Origin of the sequence: Flavonifractor sp. An82, from assembly GCF_002159265.1 — a bacterium.
Taxonomy (GTDB): Bacteria; Bacillota; Clostridia; order Oscillospirales; family Oscillospiraceae; genus Flavonifractor.
Window position 1 is genome coordinate 142,044 of record NZ_NFHG01000002.1, and the last position, 15,861, is coordinate 157,904.

The window sequence follows — 15,861 nt, forward strand, 5'->3', positions numbered from 1 at the left end:
AATCATGAACCTCCTTGGGGGGCCGCCGAAGGGCTGGGCCCGTCCCAGAAATCTAGGGTAAGCAGGGGTTTGGTTTTGCGGAAGGCCTGGATGCGGCGATGCAGATCCACCAGCTGTTCCTGAGAGGGGGAGGCCGGGCCGCCGTAGGCCGGACAGGTAAAGAACCAGCAGAACTTGGCGCCGCTGTCGATGACCCGGTCGTAATATTCCTCGGTAGCCACCCGCTGCCAGTTGTCCGCCGTACAGCGGCAGGCCACGCCGAAGGGCAGCTTGTACGACTTCAGCAGGTCGGAGGCCCGCTGGGCGTCCGCCGGGTCCACATCCACCTGAATGGCGGGGAACAGGTTGCCCACCCGCAGCAGGTCGGCGCACAGGGAGGGGGTGATGTCGCCGGGCGGGGTAAAGGCGGCAAACACACAGTCGGAGTGCTTGTTGCACAGGGCGATGATCTCCTCCTGCTGAGACAGAGGGTTACCGGCGCTGAAGATGAACAGGTGGCAGCCCCGGGCCTTGCGTACCTCCAACTCCTGATCCAGACTGTCAAACTCCATGGAGGGGCGCACGCCGAAGATGGACGCGCCGCAGCCGGTGCAGTCCATGTTGCAGGGGAAGGAGGGGGAGATGATCACCGACCAGGGGGACTGGTCCTGATTGAGCAGACCCTGCTCCTTCTTGGCGGGCCACTCCAGCAGACCGCCGTGGATAACAAAATTTTCAAAGATCTTTTTCAGAACACGGTTGTCGATGTCGGTATACATACTGCGGATCAGCCGATGCCAGTTGTTGTCCGGATCGGTCATCACCTGATGAAACAGATCCCGATAGGGGAGGGGAAGCCGTTCCCCCGCGTATCTGTCCACCCACTCCATCAGTCTTGGAAGGTTGGCGTCCGGATCCCGCTCCAAATAATCCAGGGCCTTTGCCATGCCGAAGGCCTTGAGCCGGGCCGGTATGCTCATAGATGTACACCCTCCTTTCACAGCTTTCTCAGAAAAAGCCGGGCCTGCTTCCGCCAAATGCAGAGGCAATCCAGAATAAGATAATCATATCATACCGGTTTCGCTCCCGCAATGCCATAGACAAAAAGAAAATGCTGTCTGTATTTCGGACAGAATAAACGGAATGTCTAATCCGGCGATATACAACGGGGCCGACCTGTGATATACTAAATAAAATCAGTATCATTCGCTTACAAACGAGGAGTGAGCCTATGCGCACCGGACTCATCACATTCCATTTTGCTCATCATTACGGCGCCCAGCTCCAGGCCCTGGCCACCATGAAGGCCATCCAGGGCCTGGGCCATGAGTGCCAGATCATTGATTACCGTCTGCCCCACACCACCCGCACCAACCAGATCTTCAAGAAGAGCCGGGCGGTACGTGACATGGCATCTGACGCCCATACCGCCCTTCACTACGCCGCTTTCCAGCGGCGGTTTCAGCGCTTTGAGGATTTTGTGGCCCAGGAGATGGAACTGTCTCCTCAGCGCTATACCTCCTTTGCGCAGCTGCGGGAGGGGCCCCCGGCCTACGATGTCTACGTGTCGGGCAGTGACCAGATCTGGAACCCCTATATTTTTCAGGACAAGCAGTTTGACCCCGCCTTCCTGCTGGACTTTGTAAAGGAGGGCCGCCGCATTGCCTACGCTCCCAGCCTGGGCGTCCCCCAGCTGCCGGAGGACAAGGCGGCAGAGCTGAAGCATTTTCTGGAGCCCTTCTCCGCCCTCTCTGTTCGGGAGAAGCGGGGACAGGTGCTGGTCCGGGAGGCGGCGGGCCGACAGGCCAAGGTGGTGCTGGACCCCACCCTGCTGCTCAATGGCGACGACTGGGGCAAGCTGGCTGCGCCTCCCCAGCACCAGGGACCTTATATCCTGTGCTACTTCGTCTCCGATCCCGGCGAGGCGGCCCCCTATGCCCTGGCGCTGTCCAAGCGGACCGGCTGGCCTATTGTTCAGCTGGCAGGCGCCCGGCGGAAGATCGAGGGCGCCAGGGAGATCGTCTTTGACGCGGGTCCCCGGGAGTTTTTGGGCCTGTTCCAGCACGCCGCCGCTGTGGTGACCAACTCCTTCCACGGCGCTGCCTTCTCCCTACAGTTCAGGAAGGATTTCTTTACCTCCATGTCCCCCAAGGAGCGGCGGGAGCCCACCTTCTCCCGGATCTACAGCCTGCTCTCTCGTCTGGGGTGCGCCGACCGCATCATCGGACTGGATACCACCGCCCCCATTGATGCCAAAATGGACTACGATCAGGTCTATGAGCGGCTGGAGGCCGCCCGGGCTGACTCTCTTGCCTACCTGAAAGCGGCGGTGGAGGGAACCGCCATGCCGGAGGAGGAGACCATCCCACAGGGAACCAACGGCCCTGATCTGTGCAAGGCGGAGGACTGCACCGGCTGTACCGCCTGCGCCGCCGTCTGTCCCGTGGGGGCCATCCAGATGAAGCCCGACCACGAGGGCTTCCTGCGCCCGGTGGTGGGGGAAAACTGCATCCTCTGCCGCAAGTGTGAAAAGGCCTGCCCCGCCCTCACCCAGCCGGTGAAGGGCCCCGATCCCAACTGTGCCCACGCGGTTTGGAACCGGGATGAGACCGTCCGGGGGGGCAGCACCTCCGGCGGCGTGTTCTCCCTGCTGGCGGGCCATGTGCTGGATCAGGGCGGCGTGGTGTTCGGCGCGGCCTTTGACGGGTATATGACTGTGCGGCACACCTGCGCTACCAATGAGAAAGAGCTGGCCGCCATGCGGGGCTCCAAGTATGTTCAGAGCGATCTTGGGGAAACCTTCCATCAGGTGAAGGAGCAGTTGGAGGAGGGAAAGCCGGTACTCTTTACCGGCCTTGCCTGCCAGGTGGACGGCCTGAAGCACTATCTGGGTCGGGACTACGGCAATCTGCTGACCTGCGACCTGGTGTGCAACGGCGTGCCCTCTCCCGCGGTGTTCCAGGCCTGGCTGAAGAAGCTGGGGGCGGAGCACGGCGCCCCTGTCACCGGTCTGCGCTTCCGGGACAAGACCCGCGGCAGCTGGTCCCACTCCAACATGACAGTGCGCTTTGCCGACGGTGGCACCACCGCCACACCCCTCCACCGCACCACCTTCGGCCGGGGCTTCGGCATGCAGCTCTTCCTGCGGCCGGTGTGTGCCAAGTGCCGGTACACCAGCACCAGCCGCCCGGCGGATCTGACTCTGGGCGACTTCTGGGGGCTGGACCCCAAGCTGAACCTGCCCACCGACCGGGAGAAGGGGGTGTCCCTGGTGCTGGTCAACAGCGCCAAGGGCCAGAAGGTATTTGACGCCCTGGCGGATCAGATGGGCCAGACGGAGCGGCCTCTGGCCGAGGCGGTGGCCGGCAATCCCCGGCTGGCCTTCCCCCTGACCCACAACGCCAAGCGGGGGGCCTTCTTTGCGGCCTTCGCCGCCATGCCCTTCGACCAGGTGGAGCAGAAGTATCTCACCCCGCCGCCCCTGCCCTACCGTGCGGCGGCCAAGGTGCTCACCCCCGGCATGAAGGAGAAGATCCGCAAGATCCTGAAATAACGAATGTAAAATTTACAATTTGTTTGGGAATTTTCCCCGCGGCCCTGCTACACTGGGGCACATGGAAAATGGGGCGGCTGAGCCGTTCCACGGGAGGTAATATTTTGAGTGTGATACAACGCTGGCTGGACCGGTTCTGCTACAAGCATTCCCGGTTCGGTATCCCCAACCTGATGCTGGTGGTGGTCATCGGCAATGCGCTGGTTTGGCTGCTGGACCAGTTCAGCCCCGGCTTTTCCCTGTCCTCCGTCCTGTCCTTTGTCCCCTACTATATCCTGCGGGGCGAGGTGTGGCGGCTGGTCACCTTCGTCTTTGTGCCTACCACCAACAAGGTCCTGCTCCTGGCCATCTCGCTGTATTTTTACTACTGGATCGGCTCCATTCTGGAGCGGCAGTGGGGCACCACAAAATTCACGGTATTCTATCTGCTGGGCCTGGTGCTCAATATCATCGCGGGCTTTATCCTCTATCTGGTGCTGCCCTACCCGGTGGCCACCATTTCCATGCACTATGTGAACCTGTCCATGTTCTTCGCCTTTGCCACCCTGTACGGGGACATGCAGGTGCTGCTCATCATCATCCCCGTCAAGGTCAAGTGGCTGGCCTGGGCGGACGCCGCCCTCTTTGCACTTGATATTATCCTCGCTCTGGCGAAGATTCCCTCACTGGGTCTGCTGGCCCTGGTGGGCGTGGTGGCCCCCATTGTGGCCATCCTGAACTACCTGATCTTCTTCTGGGATGATCTGATGGCTACCATGGGCCGGGTGAAGCGGCAGACCGCCCACCGGACCTCCCGGCAGACCGTCAATTTCAAGCAGGCTACCAAGCATGCCCAGCAAACGAAGGGGTATATCCACAAGTGTGCGGTCTGCGGCAAGACCGACACCGACTACCCGGACGAGGAGTTCCGGTACTGCTCCAAGTGCAACGGCTACTACTGCTACTGCTCGGAGCACATCCACAACCACGTGCATATCCAATGACAAAAACAGCCCCGGAGCATAGCTCCGGGGCTGTTTTTGTGTGGTCAGAATTCTTTTTTGCGGTAGATGTCCAGGGAAATCAGGTAGGAGACCAGGTAGGCTGCCACACAGAACACCGCCAGCAGGATCGGCCCGGACAGCAGGACCCAGTCGGGGAACCGGGGCAGCTCCAGTCCCCGGCTGATGAGGCCGCCCACCAGGATGGAGCCGCCGAAGATGCTCACAAAGAGCACCATACTGATCATGCGGGCCTTCTCCGCTCCGTATTTCAGCAGGAAGGGAAGGGTGACGGCATTGAGCAGCAGGGTAAGGAAAATACAAGCAGCCACCATGGACAGCAGCTCTTCAAGGGAGGCGTCCGCCATGCCAAAGCTCCAGAAGAGGAGCATCAGCACCGCAGTGACCACTGCGCCCAAGAGGATGACCAAGACGGCGAACAGATATTTGCCCGCCACGATGCCCCGGCGGCTGACGGGGGTGGACACGGCATAGCGGTCCCAGTGGGTGGCATCGTCGGTGGCCACCGAGGACAGAGGGACGGTGAGGCCCACCGCTGCCACCAGGGCCACCAGGATAGAGGTGGGAAAGACCCCGGCAATGCAGAAGCCGCCGTAGACGATGAGAAAGACCAGGTAAGTGGTCAGCTGCTTGCGAAGCATCACAAAATCTTTGTAAATAAGACCCTTCATCGGGCATCCCCCTTTCCGGTCAGGACCATGATATCCTCCAGGGTGACGGGGTCCACCGTCAGGGCCGGATAGCGCCGGGTGAAGGCATGGCGGTCCTTCACCAGCGCCTCACAGCCGAACTGGCTGGTGCGTACGCCAACCAGCAGGGCGGGCTCCACCTGCTCCAGGTCGGCCCGGCTGCATACCAGCTTGCCGTAGGTGTCCAGCAGCTCATCCTTGGCCCCGGTGAGGGCCACCTTGCCCTTATGCAGGTAGGTGATGTAGTCGGCTGCCTTCTCCAGGTCGCTGGTGATATGACTGGAGATGAGGATGGCGTGGTTCTCGTCCTGGATGAACTCCAGGAATTCGTCCAGAATCTCGTCCCGTACCACCGGGTCCAAGCCGGAGGTGGCCTCATCCAAGATGAGCAGCCGGGGCCGGGTGGCAAAGGCGGCGGCGATGGCCAGCTTCATCTTCATGCCCCGGGAGAACTCCTTCACCGTCTTGTTTTCGGTGAGGCCGAACTTCTTTCGGTAGTGCTCGAAAAGCTTGTTGTCCCAGTTGGGGTAGAGACTGGAGAGAATCTTGCCGATCTGTCTGGGCTGGAGCAGGTCGTGGAACAGGCACTCGTCCAGCACCACGCCGATCTGTTCCTTTACCTCCCGCTCTTCCTCCCGGTTGTCCCGACCAAAGACGGTGATGGTCCCCCCGTCCCGATGGATGAGGTTCAGGATGCACTTAATGGTGGTGGACTTGCCTGCCCCGTTTTCCCCGATGAGCCCCATGATGGTGCCGCCGGGCACGGTGAAGGACACGTCGTCCAGCTTGAAGGAGCCGTAGTCCTTGGTGAGATGGGATACTTCCAATGCGTTATTCATAGCTTTCCTCTCCATACAGAAGGCTGAGGGTTTCGGTCAGTTCGGCCAGGGTGATCCCGCCGGTCTTGGCGATGTCCACCGCCTGGGACAGATGCTCCTCTGCCCGGCGGAGGGTCTCCTCGTGGACCAGCTCCAGGTTTCGGGGAGCCACAAAGCACCCCTTGCCTGGCACCGTGGTGATGAACCCCTCCCGCTCCAGCTCTTCATAGGCGCGTTTGGTGGTGATGACGGAAATGCGCAGCTCCTTGGCCAGCAGCCGCATGGAGGGCAGGGCCTCCCCCTCACGCAGCTCCCCCCGGAGGATGAGGCCCTTCATCTGCCGGGTGATCTGGTCATAAATGGGCACGCCGCCGGAATTGCTGATGATGATATCCATGGTGCACCTCGTTGTCATTCTGTATATACTTGACATATACAGTAATAACACAGATATACACGCTTGTCAAGGGGTGGGAAAAATTTTCTTGCCAGGGGTGCAAATACCCGGTATGATGGAAACAGAAGAGCATCAAAAGGAGGAACGTGTCATGTATGCGCCTATCCTGGAGATTGATACCAAAAAAGTGACGGAAAACGCCAAAAAACTCCATGACTTCTGTACCCGGCGGGGGGTGGAGCTGGCCTTTGCCACCAAGGGCTTTTCCGCCCGGCCCGAGGTGATCCGGGCGGCCATGGCGGGGGGAATCACCTCCTTTGCCGATAGCCGCCTGCGCAATATCAGGGCCGCCAAGGAGACCATTCCCGGCCTGAAGTATCTGCTCATCCGCATCCCCGCCATCCCGGAGGCGGAGGACGTGGTCCGCTGGGCGGACTGGAGCATGCATAGCCAGATCGAGGTGATCCGGGCGGTGTCTGACGCTGCCCTCCGGCAGGGCAAGGTCCACCCCATCATCCTGATGATCGACGTGGGCGACCTGCGGGAGGGGGTGTTCGGCCGGGAGCAGCTGGATGAAATCGCCCCCCAGATCAAGGGGTGCGCCGGGGTGGAACTGGTGGGCCTGGGCACCAATGTGGGGTGCTACGGCAGCGTGCTGCCCTCGGTGGATAATACCGCCATCCTGGTGGAGCTGCGGGACTATCTCAATGAAACCTACGGCTTTTCCATCTCGGTGGTGTCGGCGGGCGGTACCTGCGCCCTCAGGCTGCTGGAGGAGGGGGTCATGCCCGTCGGAGTCAACCAGCTGCGGATGGGAGAGGCGGTGCTCTACGGCGAGGACACCACCGGCAACCGGTTTTTGGAGGGCCTCCATCAGGATGCCTTCCGGTTCAAGGTCCAGGTGGTGGAGCTGCGGCGCAAGCCCTCGGTGCCCATCGGGGAGCTGGGCCGGGACGGCAAGGGGGACACCCCGGAGTACCCGGACCGTGGCGTGCGCCTGCGGGCCATCTGCGCCGCCGGCAAGCAGGATGTGGCCTGGGCCGCTCTGACCCCCGTGCTGCCGGGGGCGGAGATGATCGGGGCCAGCTCCGACCACCTGATCGTGGACGTGGAGGACTGCGCCGGGCGGGTGCAGGTGGGGGACTGGTTGGAATTCCGGTGCGGCTATATGGCGGTGCTGGATGCCACCACCTCCGCCTATGTGGATATCGTGGTGAAATAAGCAGAAAAAGGTCCCAGGCCAACGGCCAATACAATTAAGATAAGAAAAATCCTATTATAAAAAAGGCCCCACCCACCTGTTTCTTGAAACAGGTGGGTGGGGCCTTTTTTACTGTAAGCGTCATTCCCCATAATAAATCGCTATCGGGTGAATAACGAACAAATCTTTCTCTCTTGTCGGCAAAATCGAAACCAAAACTTGATTTACCATAAATTGCAATTGAGCGAAAATGTTGTCCGAGTCCGGAGTGCTGGTCTCTCCAATTACGTTGGTAACATAGCCTACGCAGGTAACATATCCGCCATGTTTGAATCCCATAGTCTGCGGGTTGTCTCGGAAATATTTATCCTCCAGAGGAATTAAATAGCCATCGGGAGATACCAGCATACGAGTGTATGGAACTATCTGTCGCATGGCTTTTACAATATCAGAAATGTTCTCATACTGCCTGTTGTTTGCTTCAACGAGTTCTTTTACTCTGTTTTTGAGTTCGTTCCCGTTTTTTCGCTGTTGCTCTCGATTGAGGTGCTCAGAGATTTCTTGCGCCGCTCGAGCTTCGATTTTTTCCCTTTCGGATTTCTTCATGAAGGCTAAAAAACTGTTTTTGTCCGAAAAAAGGTTTTCAATATATTCCAAGTCAACAAAATCAAAGGTTTGCGTCAGTTCGACAAAGGAACCCAAATCTGCGTTGGTTGGGTCTGTATCGCGTTCTGTTTTGATTTGCTTATAAGCAATATCAAATGCCGCATCATGTAAAGTTTTTGTCGCGATTTCTTTAAGAACGGTTTGAGAATGGCTATTAAGCGTTAATTCTCCCGTGCCGCTTAGCTCAGCCTGGGCTTGCGCAAATTTCCAGATACCGCCACCGACCGAACCATCAAGCGTGACACTTCCAGATTTAGCTTTGTTGTCGCCCGAAGTGTCCTCTTGCTCACTTGCCATTTCAAGAACGAGACCCTTTTCTTTTTGAGCAATAATGGAATTCACAATATCCGTATCAAGGTAAATAAACTGTTTCATCATTTGCTCCTTTCGGTCAATGCTTGATACATCCGCATGAGGTCAGCCACGCAGGTGGTTTCGGTGGTGGTCTTGATGTCGAAGCCGTAGGCTTGCATGACGGCGCGGTCGTTTTGCTGGTGAGCCTTGCGGAGTTCCGGGGGCATGGCTACCTCGTCGTAGAGGTCGGCCAGACTGCAATCCGGGTATAGGGCGCGGGCATCCAGAATGGCCTGGGCGGTCTGCTCGATTTTGGCCTTCTGTTCGTCCGTGGGCGTCGGCCATGGGAAGTTGTTGTAGACAACATCCTTGGAATAGCGGTAGTCACTCTTTAGACGGCCACAGACCGCCCGCATCCAGGCCATATGAACATTGGAGGTCAGAATACCAAAGTGGTAAATAGATGCAGCCGGAATAAATAGAACCGCATTTGTTACAACAATGGAATCATCGATAAAGTCCATCGGAACATATCTGCGATTTTGACTTGAGTGACAAGGAACAACAATAGCAGATGGAGGATTATTTGTTTCACGGAATTGTGCAGGTGTCAGCGCCAACTTCCTCGCCCCTTCATCCGGGCTATTTTCCCGCATTTTCTTTACCTTCTCAATTCGTTCCATGACTGCGGGCATATGCCGCAATTCTGCGGGAGATACGCCAACAAGCCATAGACACCAGCGAAGTTCACCGTTGATAAATTCCCTTGCCCCAACCAGCCGTTTGATGTATTTTTGCGCTAACGGTTCGCGTTTAATAAAGTCGTCGTATTCGCTCGCTTCAATAATCAAATTGCCGCCGTCAACTGGCTTGTTGCCATAAACCATTTTGGGAACATCTGCAATTACGCGGTTCCGGCTTTCAACAAATACAAGCGGTGCATCGAGAAGATACGCATTGATATTCTCTACAATCTGCATTCGCTCGGATGTATAGAGCCGCTTTTTCTGCTGATTCTCCGCAATACTAAAGCCAACAATTACGCAATGCACATGGGCTTTTAAGCTGGCCTCGCTATCCCAGCGGAAAGTACGGTGTGCAAAGTCGATATGGATACCAAAACGGTCATACAACGGTTTCCAGACGCCCGCTACCTGTTCGCCTTGGGTGATGGAGTTGGTGGACACAAAGGCTGTCCGAATGGCAGTATTCTGCATCAACTGGGCGGCCTTGAAATACCAACCGGAAACATAGTCAATTTTTCCGGAGGTCTTGTAGGGCTTGCCCTTTTCGTCTACATAGATGGAGAGAATATCGTCCTTCTGCTCCTTGCTTTGCAGGGAGTAGCCTACAAACGGCGGGTTGCCCATGATGTAGTCCAACTCATACTTGGACACGATACCCTCCCAATCCAGCCGCAGGGCGTTGCCTTCTGCGATGTTGGCGTAGGATTTCAGCGGCAGGAAGTCCAGGGACATATGCACGATGTCCTCGGTCTCCTTCATCATCTGGCTTTCCGCAATCCACAGGGCGGTCTTGGCAACGGTCACGGCGAAGTCGTTTATTTCGATGCCGTAGAACTGGCCGATGGACACTTGGATGGGATTGAACGCGCCGCCGTCGCCAAAGGCGATTTGGCCGCGCTGTAACAGGAACAACACCTCGTTTTCCAGCCGCCGCAGGGAGATATAGGTCTCCGTCAGGAAGTTGCCGGAGCCGCAGGCGGGGTCGAGGAAGGTCAAGCCTGCAAGCCGCATCTGGAAGCTCCGCAGCTTTGCGTCCCGTGTACGGTCTACGGTGATTTCCTTGATGGTTTCTAGTTCCTCTTTCAGTCCGTCCAGGAACAGCGGGTCAATGACCTTGTGGATGTTCTCAATACTGGTGTAGTGCATCCCGCCGGCGCGCCGGGTCTCCGGGTTCAAGGTGCTTTCAAAGACAGCGCCGAAGATAGTGGGCGAGATTGCGGACCAGTCGAAGTCTGCGCTGGCCCGGTTCAGGATCAGATCCACGATGGCCTCATCCAGCCGGGGAATGATGATGCTCTCATTGGCGAACAGACCGCCGTTGACATAGGGGAACGCGGCGAGGTCGTCGTCCATGTACGGGTCCCGGTCCTCCGGCTTGGTATCCAGCACCTTGAACAGGTCGATAAGGGCGCGGCGGGCCTCGCTCTGGTGCGCCTGCAAGTAGTTGTGGAACATACCATGCCCGCCGAAGATGCCCGCGTCCTCGGCATACAGGCAGAACACCAGACGGACGCACAGCATATTCAGACTTTTCAGCGTTTCCTGGTCGCCAGGGTCCTTGTACTGCTTCAAAAGCGCGTCATAGAGAACGCCCACCAGTTCACCTGCTTGCAGGGAAATCTCCATTTCCTTTCGCACATTCTCGTCCCCGGTGTCCACCAGGAACTGTAAGCGGTAGTATTCCTTTTCCAAATCGGCCAGCTTGATGACCTCAGCCTCGCCCGTGGGCCGCTCCATATCGTAGACATGGAACTCGGCAAAGTTGCAGGTCACAATCCAGCGTGGGCGCTGGGAGTAGGGCAACTCGGCGGCATAGCGTTTGGCCTGCTGGAACGGTGTCAGCAGGGAACCGTCGGACTGCTTGATGGGCTTGTTCAGGTCCTTGCCGATGCCCTTTTGCTCAATCAGGACATGGGTGGACGGAATGAAGCCGTCGATGAAGCTGGTGTGGTCCAGCATGATTTGGTCCTCGAAGGTGATGAACTTGTCCGGCTCGGCCACGCCATAGACTTTGGAAAGCAGGGCAAGCCAAAAGGTCTGGCTGTGTCCCTTCTCGTAGCCCTTGCCAGCCCAGTCGGCGGCAAACTGTTTCGCGGCACTCCGCTGTTGTGCATCTGTCATGGCGTGTGTCCTCCTGCGGATGATTTTCTGATTTTCTTTAGCATACCACAGACTAGTTGATTTTTCCAGATGGAGCAAGCGGCTATTGCGTTTCTTTCGTTCTGCGGCAATTTTTTAGGCATTGCGGTGACTAGTTGAGAGTTTCGGTTTTTGCTATCTTAACGACACTGTTCCTCTTGTGAAAATGACGGCGGTGGTTTTCCCGAAAACCAAGGAACCGAATTTTTGGCCCGTTCCGGGGACTAGTAGAGAGGAACGCAACAGCGTCATTCTCGGGCATTTTCAAGATTTGAACGAATTTTTAGGGCATGGGGCGGACTAGTTGAGATTTTTTCACGGCGTCCGCTGTCTGGCCGAGCCCCCGCCCACCCCGCTGTGGGGTTGGCATTTATTTTTTGAAAATCCCCGGTTTGGACCTCTAATTTCGGCCTTTTCAAAAATAAATGCCAGCAGGGGGTGCGGTCCAAAAACCGCACCCCCTGTCTCTTTTGTGCATTATGCCGCCACGCGGTACAAAAAGCCTACCCAGCCCTTGGCCCGCAGGTTGCGCTGGTCATGCCGCCCCGGCTGGACGGCCACCAGGTTTCTGCCGATTTGGCGTTCTAGGTCGGAGTAGTCCCCGCTCGGATTGCGGATAGCCTCTTTTACAATGGCCACCGCCTGTTTGAAATTCACCCGGTAGGCGTAGGCGCTCCCCGGCGGCTGCCGAACCACCACCTCGCGGACAATGCGGCTGCTGGCGTTGAACGCGGTCAGCGCGGCCCATATCTCCTGGGTGGCATAGGCGTCTGACTTGCCGTGGAGGTTGACCAGGCCGATGCTATACTTTAAATCACGAAAGCTTGTTTCGATGCCCCAGCGCATATGGTACAGCTCCTTGATATCTTGAAGCGTGAAGGACCGGGGCAGGCTGGTGGCTATCGTCTCGAAGGTCCCCGCCCCATCGTCGAGTTGAAAACGGCATATCCTTAACCGCATGGAGTAGGGGCTGGGATGGTCCCAACGGGTGCGGCTGGTCTTGGAACCGGGCTTGCTCTTCTTCGGCACGTGCAGATGGATGTACCCCCGCGCCTTGTCCTCGTTTGTCTGCGTGGTGGAGACAGTGAACGCGATGTCACAGTCCAACTCGAACATGGGCAGGCGGGCAATCTCCCGCATAGCGGAGTGGTTCTGCTTGACCCGCAGCACAAAGTCCAAGTTCGGTTTTTCGATGCAATGTGCCATCAAATTATAACTTTCATACCCTCTATCCATAATTAGGACCGTTTTCTGATCAAAATTATTCCGCTGCACCATCTCCACCAACGCGCCTATTTCGTCCTTTTGGGGAGCGGGCTGGATGACCGCGTCGGTGAATGTGCGGTCCAAAAGATTGTATAGGGGGCTTAGGTGGAGCTGGTTGTATCCCTCCGGCGTGCCTCCGTGGGTCACGAAGCTGGGTTCGTCGGGGTTGCGGGGCTTGTTGACGGCGGTGCCGTCGCAGGCCAGTACCTTGTAGCCCCGGAAGGTGGCTGTGTCGGTGCAAGCGGCGTTAAATCGGTCGAATACCTCCTGGAAGACCTCGGGGTCTATCTGGCCGCGACGCATGGACAGCGCGGCGGGGGTCACTTCGATGCCTGCGGCCCGTAGGACGGAGGCCAAGGACCCGCCCTCGGCTCCGATGAGCAGACGAAGCATGACCGGGAGTGTGAGACGGCGGGACCGGGAAAATTCCCGGTCCCCGCTGTTCTCAGCGGCTGTGTCGGCGATTGTGCTGTCCAGGGCGGCTAGTATGTCATCCGTGCTCATGGTCGGCCACCACTTGGTCATGCAGGGCGGCATTCACCAGGAATGTCTCTAACGGCCTATGGATGCTCTTGCGTATGTTCAGCAGCCAGAGGTGATGCTCACGACCATTGCAAGGGATGAGGCTACTACTCTCATACACCTTGCGAGATAGGCCGTCACAACTTACCGTAACGGAAACGGAAGTGGCCATGTGACACACAACGCCACCCCTGTTATCGCTAAGAGCCTGGGTCAGTACGGCAAGGACAAACCCGACAAGCATCATTGCGTTCAGCTTTACATTGCCAGAAGTCTCCGTAGCGGGGACAGGAATCTCGACCTTCAGTTCTTCCTCTGGAAGAAGGCCGTGCTTAATTAAAAATTTAACAACAAATATCTTCATCTTCATAATTGATGCTCCTTTATCTGACGGCTGTCTGTGTTCAAGCTGTCGGCTTGCGATGCTCCACCGTCCAGAGCGCCTGCGTCAGCTCGCCGGAAAATAAAAAACTGCACGCCTAACGGCAGCCCTCCGGCGGGGCTAAACCGTTATTGCGTGCAGTGCGTATCGGTCAAATATGATAGCAATCTGTCACTTTGAAAGAAAATTCTGTCTACATTTAGCTATTCAAAACATCTAATTCAAAAACTGTGTTGTCTCTCTTACAAATCCAATAAGTTTGTGGGCTATGTGGGCTACCAAGGCCATTTGCCAATTTTATAATGGTATACACCTGTGAACTTATTATGTACTTTTTACGAACATTTTATGAATAATTTGCAAGAAAGTTCAAGGTTTAACTTTACGCTTCTTGCCGCCCGAAAAAAAGAGTTAAGGGGCAAATCCGAAGATTTGCCCCTTGGCAGGTCCTAACTTAATAGTATTGGGCCAACGGCCTGGGACCTTTTTACCTATTGAGTTGTTTCCGGCAGGAAAATGGAACAGTCCCCGAACTGGATGTGGTCGATCCGCTCCAGCGGGATCGGGATATCAAAGGCAGAGACGCCGTAGAAATAATCCCGGCCTCCCGGTCCATCCGGGCCTGGATCGCCATATCCGTTTGCCCCGTTGATGGTGACGGCAGAGCCATCCTTGCAGACGAAGGTCAATTCATAGTGGACAAAGGGGCCCGCGTCTGAAGGGTAGGAGAGGATAAAGCTGACGGACAGCGGAGAGAGCGTCAGCGACTCCATCGTGACCGCGGTCTGGGTCTCAGCGTCCAGACGGACGGCCCCGGCGGGGTCCACCTCCAGGCTTTTGCTCTGGTAGAGGTGATCCATGGAAAAACTCCACGTGCCCTCCAGAACCATGGACTCATCTCCGGAGGTGTTCTCCCGAGGGGAGAGTACCAGATCGGTCAGATACAGGGTCTTGGATACACCGTCGTTCCAGTTTGCACCGCCCGGACGGCCATAGAGCATAAAGACCAGTTCCACCACATTGTCTCCAGGGGTGCTGTCGGGCAGGAAGCGCGCTTTCTGCATCCCCCAGTCCAGCCTTTCCTCGGTAGCGGTATCCCGCAGGTCCACATCCCGGAACACATGATCCTCCTGGGTATCCATATCGGGCAGGACGGTACCCTCCGGGGCCTCCACCCGCAGACGGAGGTAGCAGCTGTACTCATCGGCCACCGAGGCCAACGGTGTAATGGTAATGCCATTGCTGACGGAGGGTTCCAGATCGGTGGTACCCATCTCGTCCAGCAGAGCCTTCTGCCCCTCGTCCAGAGCGCCGTTTTCAATGGTAAAAAAGGAGTCGAATAGGCTGCCAGGGCCCCAGATCTGATAGGCAGCCACGGCGGAGATGGTGAGAGCCGCAGCCACGGCGGCACAGGCCGCCAGCCGGGGCAGGAGCCGGCGTTTGGGTTTGGTATGCAGTAGTTTCATGGTGCGTTCCCGTATCCTTTCCGGGGACACCTCCGGCCCGGGAGAGAGTTCCACCGAGTGATCCCCCCAACCGTCCAGCAGGTCAGAAATCCGCGTTTTCACAGAGATACCCCCTTTTCAGCAGCAGTTCCTTCAGCTTCTTGCGTCCCCGGTGGAGACGCACTTTCACGGTGGAGGGATTGACAGCCAGGGCGGCGCTGATCTCGGCCACCGTTTGGCCGTAATAATAGTGGCGCAAAAAAATGGCCCGGTCCTGGCAGGAGAGAGCATCCAGCAGCTGGGCCATCAGGGCCTGACGTTCCGCCTGCTCCAGGGATTCGGCGGGGCCTGGTGCGGCTGAGGGCTCCAGATCCAGAAGGTCCTCCTCCAGGGGCAGCTCCCGTCCCAGCTCCCGCAGGCGGTTTTTGGCTCGGTTGCGGACGATGGTGCTCAGATAGCCCCGCACCTTGCCGGGCACCAGCTTGTGGGAATTGTCCCACAGAGCCAGGAAGGAGTCGGATACGATTTCCTCCACATCCCTGGGGGCGTCCCGCAGAATGGAGGAGGCCACCCCACAGGCAAAGGTCATATCCCGGTCCATCAAAGCCTCCAGGGCTTTGGGATCCCTCCGTTTCATGCGCCGGATCAGCTCCATTTCCTCCATCCACTCACCTCCAGAGCGAAAGCGCTTTCACCTATCTTAACACCGAAAAGGGGAAATTGGTTTCATAAAAATTGCCCCCCGGCCACAGCCGGGGGGCGT

At 57.4% G+C, this 15,861-nt stretch carries 13 protein-coding genes; 3 read left to right on the top strand and 10 right to left on the bottom strand.

Annotated elements, in window-relative coordinates; genetic code table 11:
* Positions 1-2: 2 nt before the first annotated feature.
* The gene (locus tag B5G34_RS04350) at positions 3-959 is read right to left on the bottom strand and encodes a radical SAM protein (protein WP_087334627.1); all 957 of its coding nucleotides are present in this window, start codon (positions 957-959) and stop codon (positions 3-5) included.
* A 251-nt stretch (positions 960-1,210) separates the two neighbouring features.
* Between B5G34_RS04350 and B5G34_RS04355 the strand changes: the two genes are divergently transcribed.
* Positions 1,211-3,532: a polysaccharide pyruvyl transferase family protein gene (locus B5G34_RS04355; protein WP_087334629.1), complete on the top strand. Its 2,322-nt coding sequence runs from the start codon at positions 1,211-1,213 to the stop codon at positions 3,530-3,532.
* Positions 3,533-3,642: 110 nt separating this feature from the next.
* Positions 3,643-4,515 (top strand): rhomboid family intramembrane serine protease, encoded by an 873-nt coding sequence (locus tag B5G34_RS04360; RefSeq protein ID WP_343286553.1) that lies wholly within the window; start codon positions 3,643-3,645, stop codon positions 4,513-4,515.
* 44 nt (positions 4,516-4,559) lie between these two features.
* Here B5G34_RS04360 and B5G34_RS04365 read toward each other — a convergent pair whose 3' ends face one another.
* The 3 genes from B5G34_RS04365 to B5G34_RS04375 are packed head-to-tail and all read right to left on the bottom strand — an operon-like array spanning position 4,560 to position 6,437.
* Complete coding sequence (locus tag B5G34_RS04365) at positions 4,560-5,204, bottom strand: ABC-2 transporter permease (RefSeq protein ID WP_087334631.1); 645 nt, start codon at positions 5,202-5,204, stop codon at positions 4,560-4,562.
* Positions 5,201-6,061 (bottom strand): ABC transporter ATP-binding protein, encoded by an 861-nt coding sequence (locus B5G34_RS04370; protein WP_087334633.1) that lies wholly within the window; start codon positions 6,059-6,061, stop codon positions 5,201-5,203. Before B5G34_RS04370 ends, B5G34_RS04365 begins: the two co-directional genes overlap by 4 nt.
* Entirely contained in the window at positions 6,054-6,437 is a 384-nt protein-coding gene (locus tag B5G34_RS04375; RefSeq protein WP_087334635.1) for a GntR family transcriptional regulator, read from the bottom strand. The genes B5G34_RS04370 and B5G34_RS04375 overlap by 8 nt, the downstream gene beginning before the upstream one ends.
* A 151-nt stretch (positions 6,438-6,588) precedes the next feature.
* On the opposite strand from B5G34_RS04375, the gene B5G34_RS04380 reads away from it, so the two are divergent.
* Complete coding sequence (locus tag B5G34_RS04380; protein ID WP_087334637.1) at positions 6,589-7,659, top strand: alanine/ornithine racemase family PLP-dependent enzyme; 1,071 nt, start codon at positions 6,589-6,591, stop codon at positions 7,657-7,659.
* Positions 7,660-7,779: 120 nt separating this feature from the next.
* Here B5G34_RS04380 and B5G34_RS18880 read toward each other — a convergent pair whose 3' ends face one another.
* The 6 genes from B5G34_RS18880 to B5G34_RS04410 all read right to left on the bottom strand — a co-directional run bounded on the left by B5G34_RS18880 (position 7,780) and on the right by B5G34_RS04410 (position 15,762).
* Positions 7,780-8,679 (bottom strand): hypothetical protein, encoded by a 900-nt coding sequence (locus tag B5G34_RS18880; protein ID WP_204245904.1) that lies wholly within the window; start codon positions 8,677-8,679, stop codon positions 7,780-7,782.
* A complete protein-coding gene (locus B5G34_RS04390) occupies positions 8,679-11,465 on the bottom strand; it encodes a DNA methyltransferase (RefSeq protein ID WP_087334638.1) in 2,787 nt (928 codons plus the stop codon). The genes B5G34_RS18880 and B5G34_RS04390 overlap by 1 nt, the downstream gene beginning before the upstream one ends.
* A 495-nt stretch (positions 11,466-11,960) precedes the next feature.
* The gene (locus B5G34_RS04395; protein ID WP_162609418.1) at positions 11,961-13,253 is read right to left on the bottom strand and encodes an IS4 family transposase; all 1,293 of its coding nucleotides are present in this window, start codon (positions 13,251-13,253) and stop codon (positions 11,961-11,963) included.
* Positions 13,240-13,641 carry a hypothetical protein gene (locus B5G34_RS04400; RefSeq protein WP_087334642.1) on the bottom strand — a complete coding sequence of 134 codons (402 nt, stop codon included), beginning with the start codon at positions 13,639-13,641 and terminating at the stop codon, positions 13,240-13,242. The genes B5G34_RS04395 and B5G34_RS04400 overlap by 14 nt, the downstream gene beginning before the upstream one ends.
* Before the next feature lie 503 nt (positions 13,642-14,144).
* Positions 14,145-15,221, bottom strand: coding sequence for a DUF4179 domain-containing protein (locus tag B5G34_RS04405; RefSeq protein ID WP_140397192.1), 1,077 nt, complete (start codon positions 15,219-15,221; stop codon positions 14,145-14,147).
* On the bottom strand, positions 15,202-15,762 hold the full coding sequence (locus B5G34_RS04410) for a sigma-70 family RNA polymerase sigma factor (protein ID WP_087334646.1): 561 nt from the start codon (positions 15,760-15,762) through the stop codon (positions 15,202-15,204). The genes B5G34_RS04405 and B5G34_RS04410 overlap by 20 nt, the downstream gene beginning before the upstream one ends.
* Positions 15,763-15,861: the final 99 nt, after the last annotated feature.

Bases quoted from the DNA above. Each gene is read 5' to 3' on its own strand.
- B5G34_RS04365 (WP_087334631.1), bottom strand. From the start codon at position 5,204: ATGAAGGGTCTTATTTACAAAGATTTTGTGATGCTTCGCAAGCAGCTG.
- B5G34_RS04370 (WP_087334633.1), bottom strand. From the start codon at position 6,061: ATGAATAACGCATTGGAAGTATCCCATCTCACCAAGGACTACGGCTCC.
- B5G34_RS04380 (WP_087334637.1), top strand. From the start codon at position 6,589: ATGTATGCGCCTATCCTGGAGATTGATACCAAAAAAGTGACGGAAAAC.
- B5G34_RS18880 (WP_204245904.1), bottom strand. From the start codon at position 8,679: ATGAAACAGTTTATTTACCTTGATACGGATATTGTGAATTCCATTATT.
- B5G34_RS04400 (WP_087334642.1), bottom strand. From the start codon at position 13,641: ATGAAGATGAAGATATTTGTTGTTAAATTTTTAATTAAGCACGGCCTT.
- B5G34_RS04410 (WP_087334646.1), bottom strand. From the start codon at position 15,762: ATGGAGGAAATGGAGCTGATCCGGCGCATGAAACGGAGGGATCCCAAA.
- B5G34_RS04375 (WP_087334635.1), bottom strand. From the start codon at position 6,437: ATGGATATCATCATCAGCAATTCCGGCGGCGTGCCCATTTATGACCAG.
- B5G34_RS04355 (WP_087334629.1), top strand. From the start codon at position 1,211: ATGCGCACCGGACTCATCACATTCCATTTTGCTCATCATTACGGCGCC.
- B5G34_RS04395 (WP_162609418.1), bottom strand. From the start codon at position 13,253: ATGAGCACGGATGACATACTAGCCGCCCTGGACAGCACAATCGCCGAC.
- B5G34_RS04350 (WP_087334627.1), bottom strand. From the start codon at position 959: ATGAGCATACCGGCCCGGCTCAAGGCCTTCGGCATGGCAAAGGCCCTG.
- B5G34_RS04390 (WP_087334638.1), bottom strand. From the start codon at position 11,465: ATGACAGATGCACAACAGCGGAGTGCCGCGAAACAGTTTGCCGCCGAC.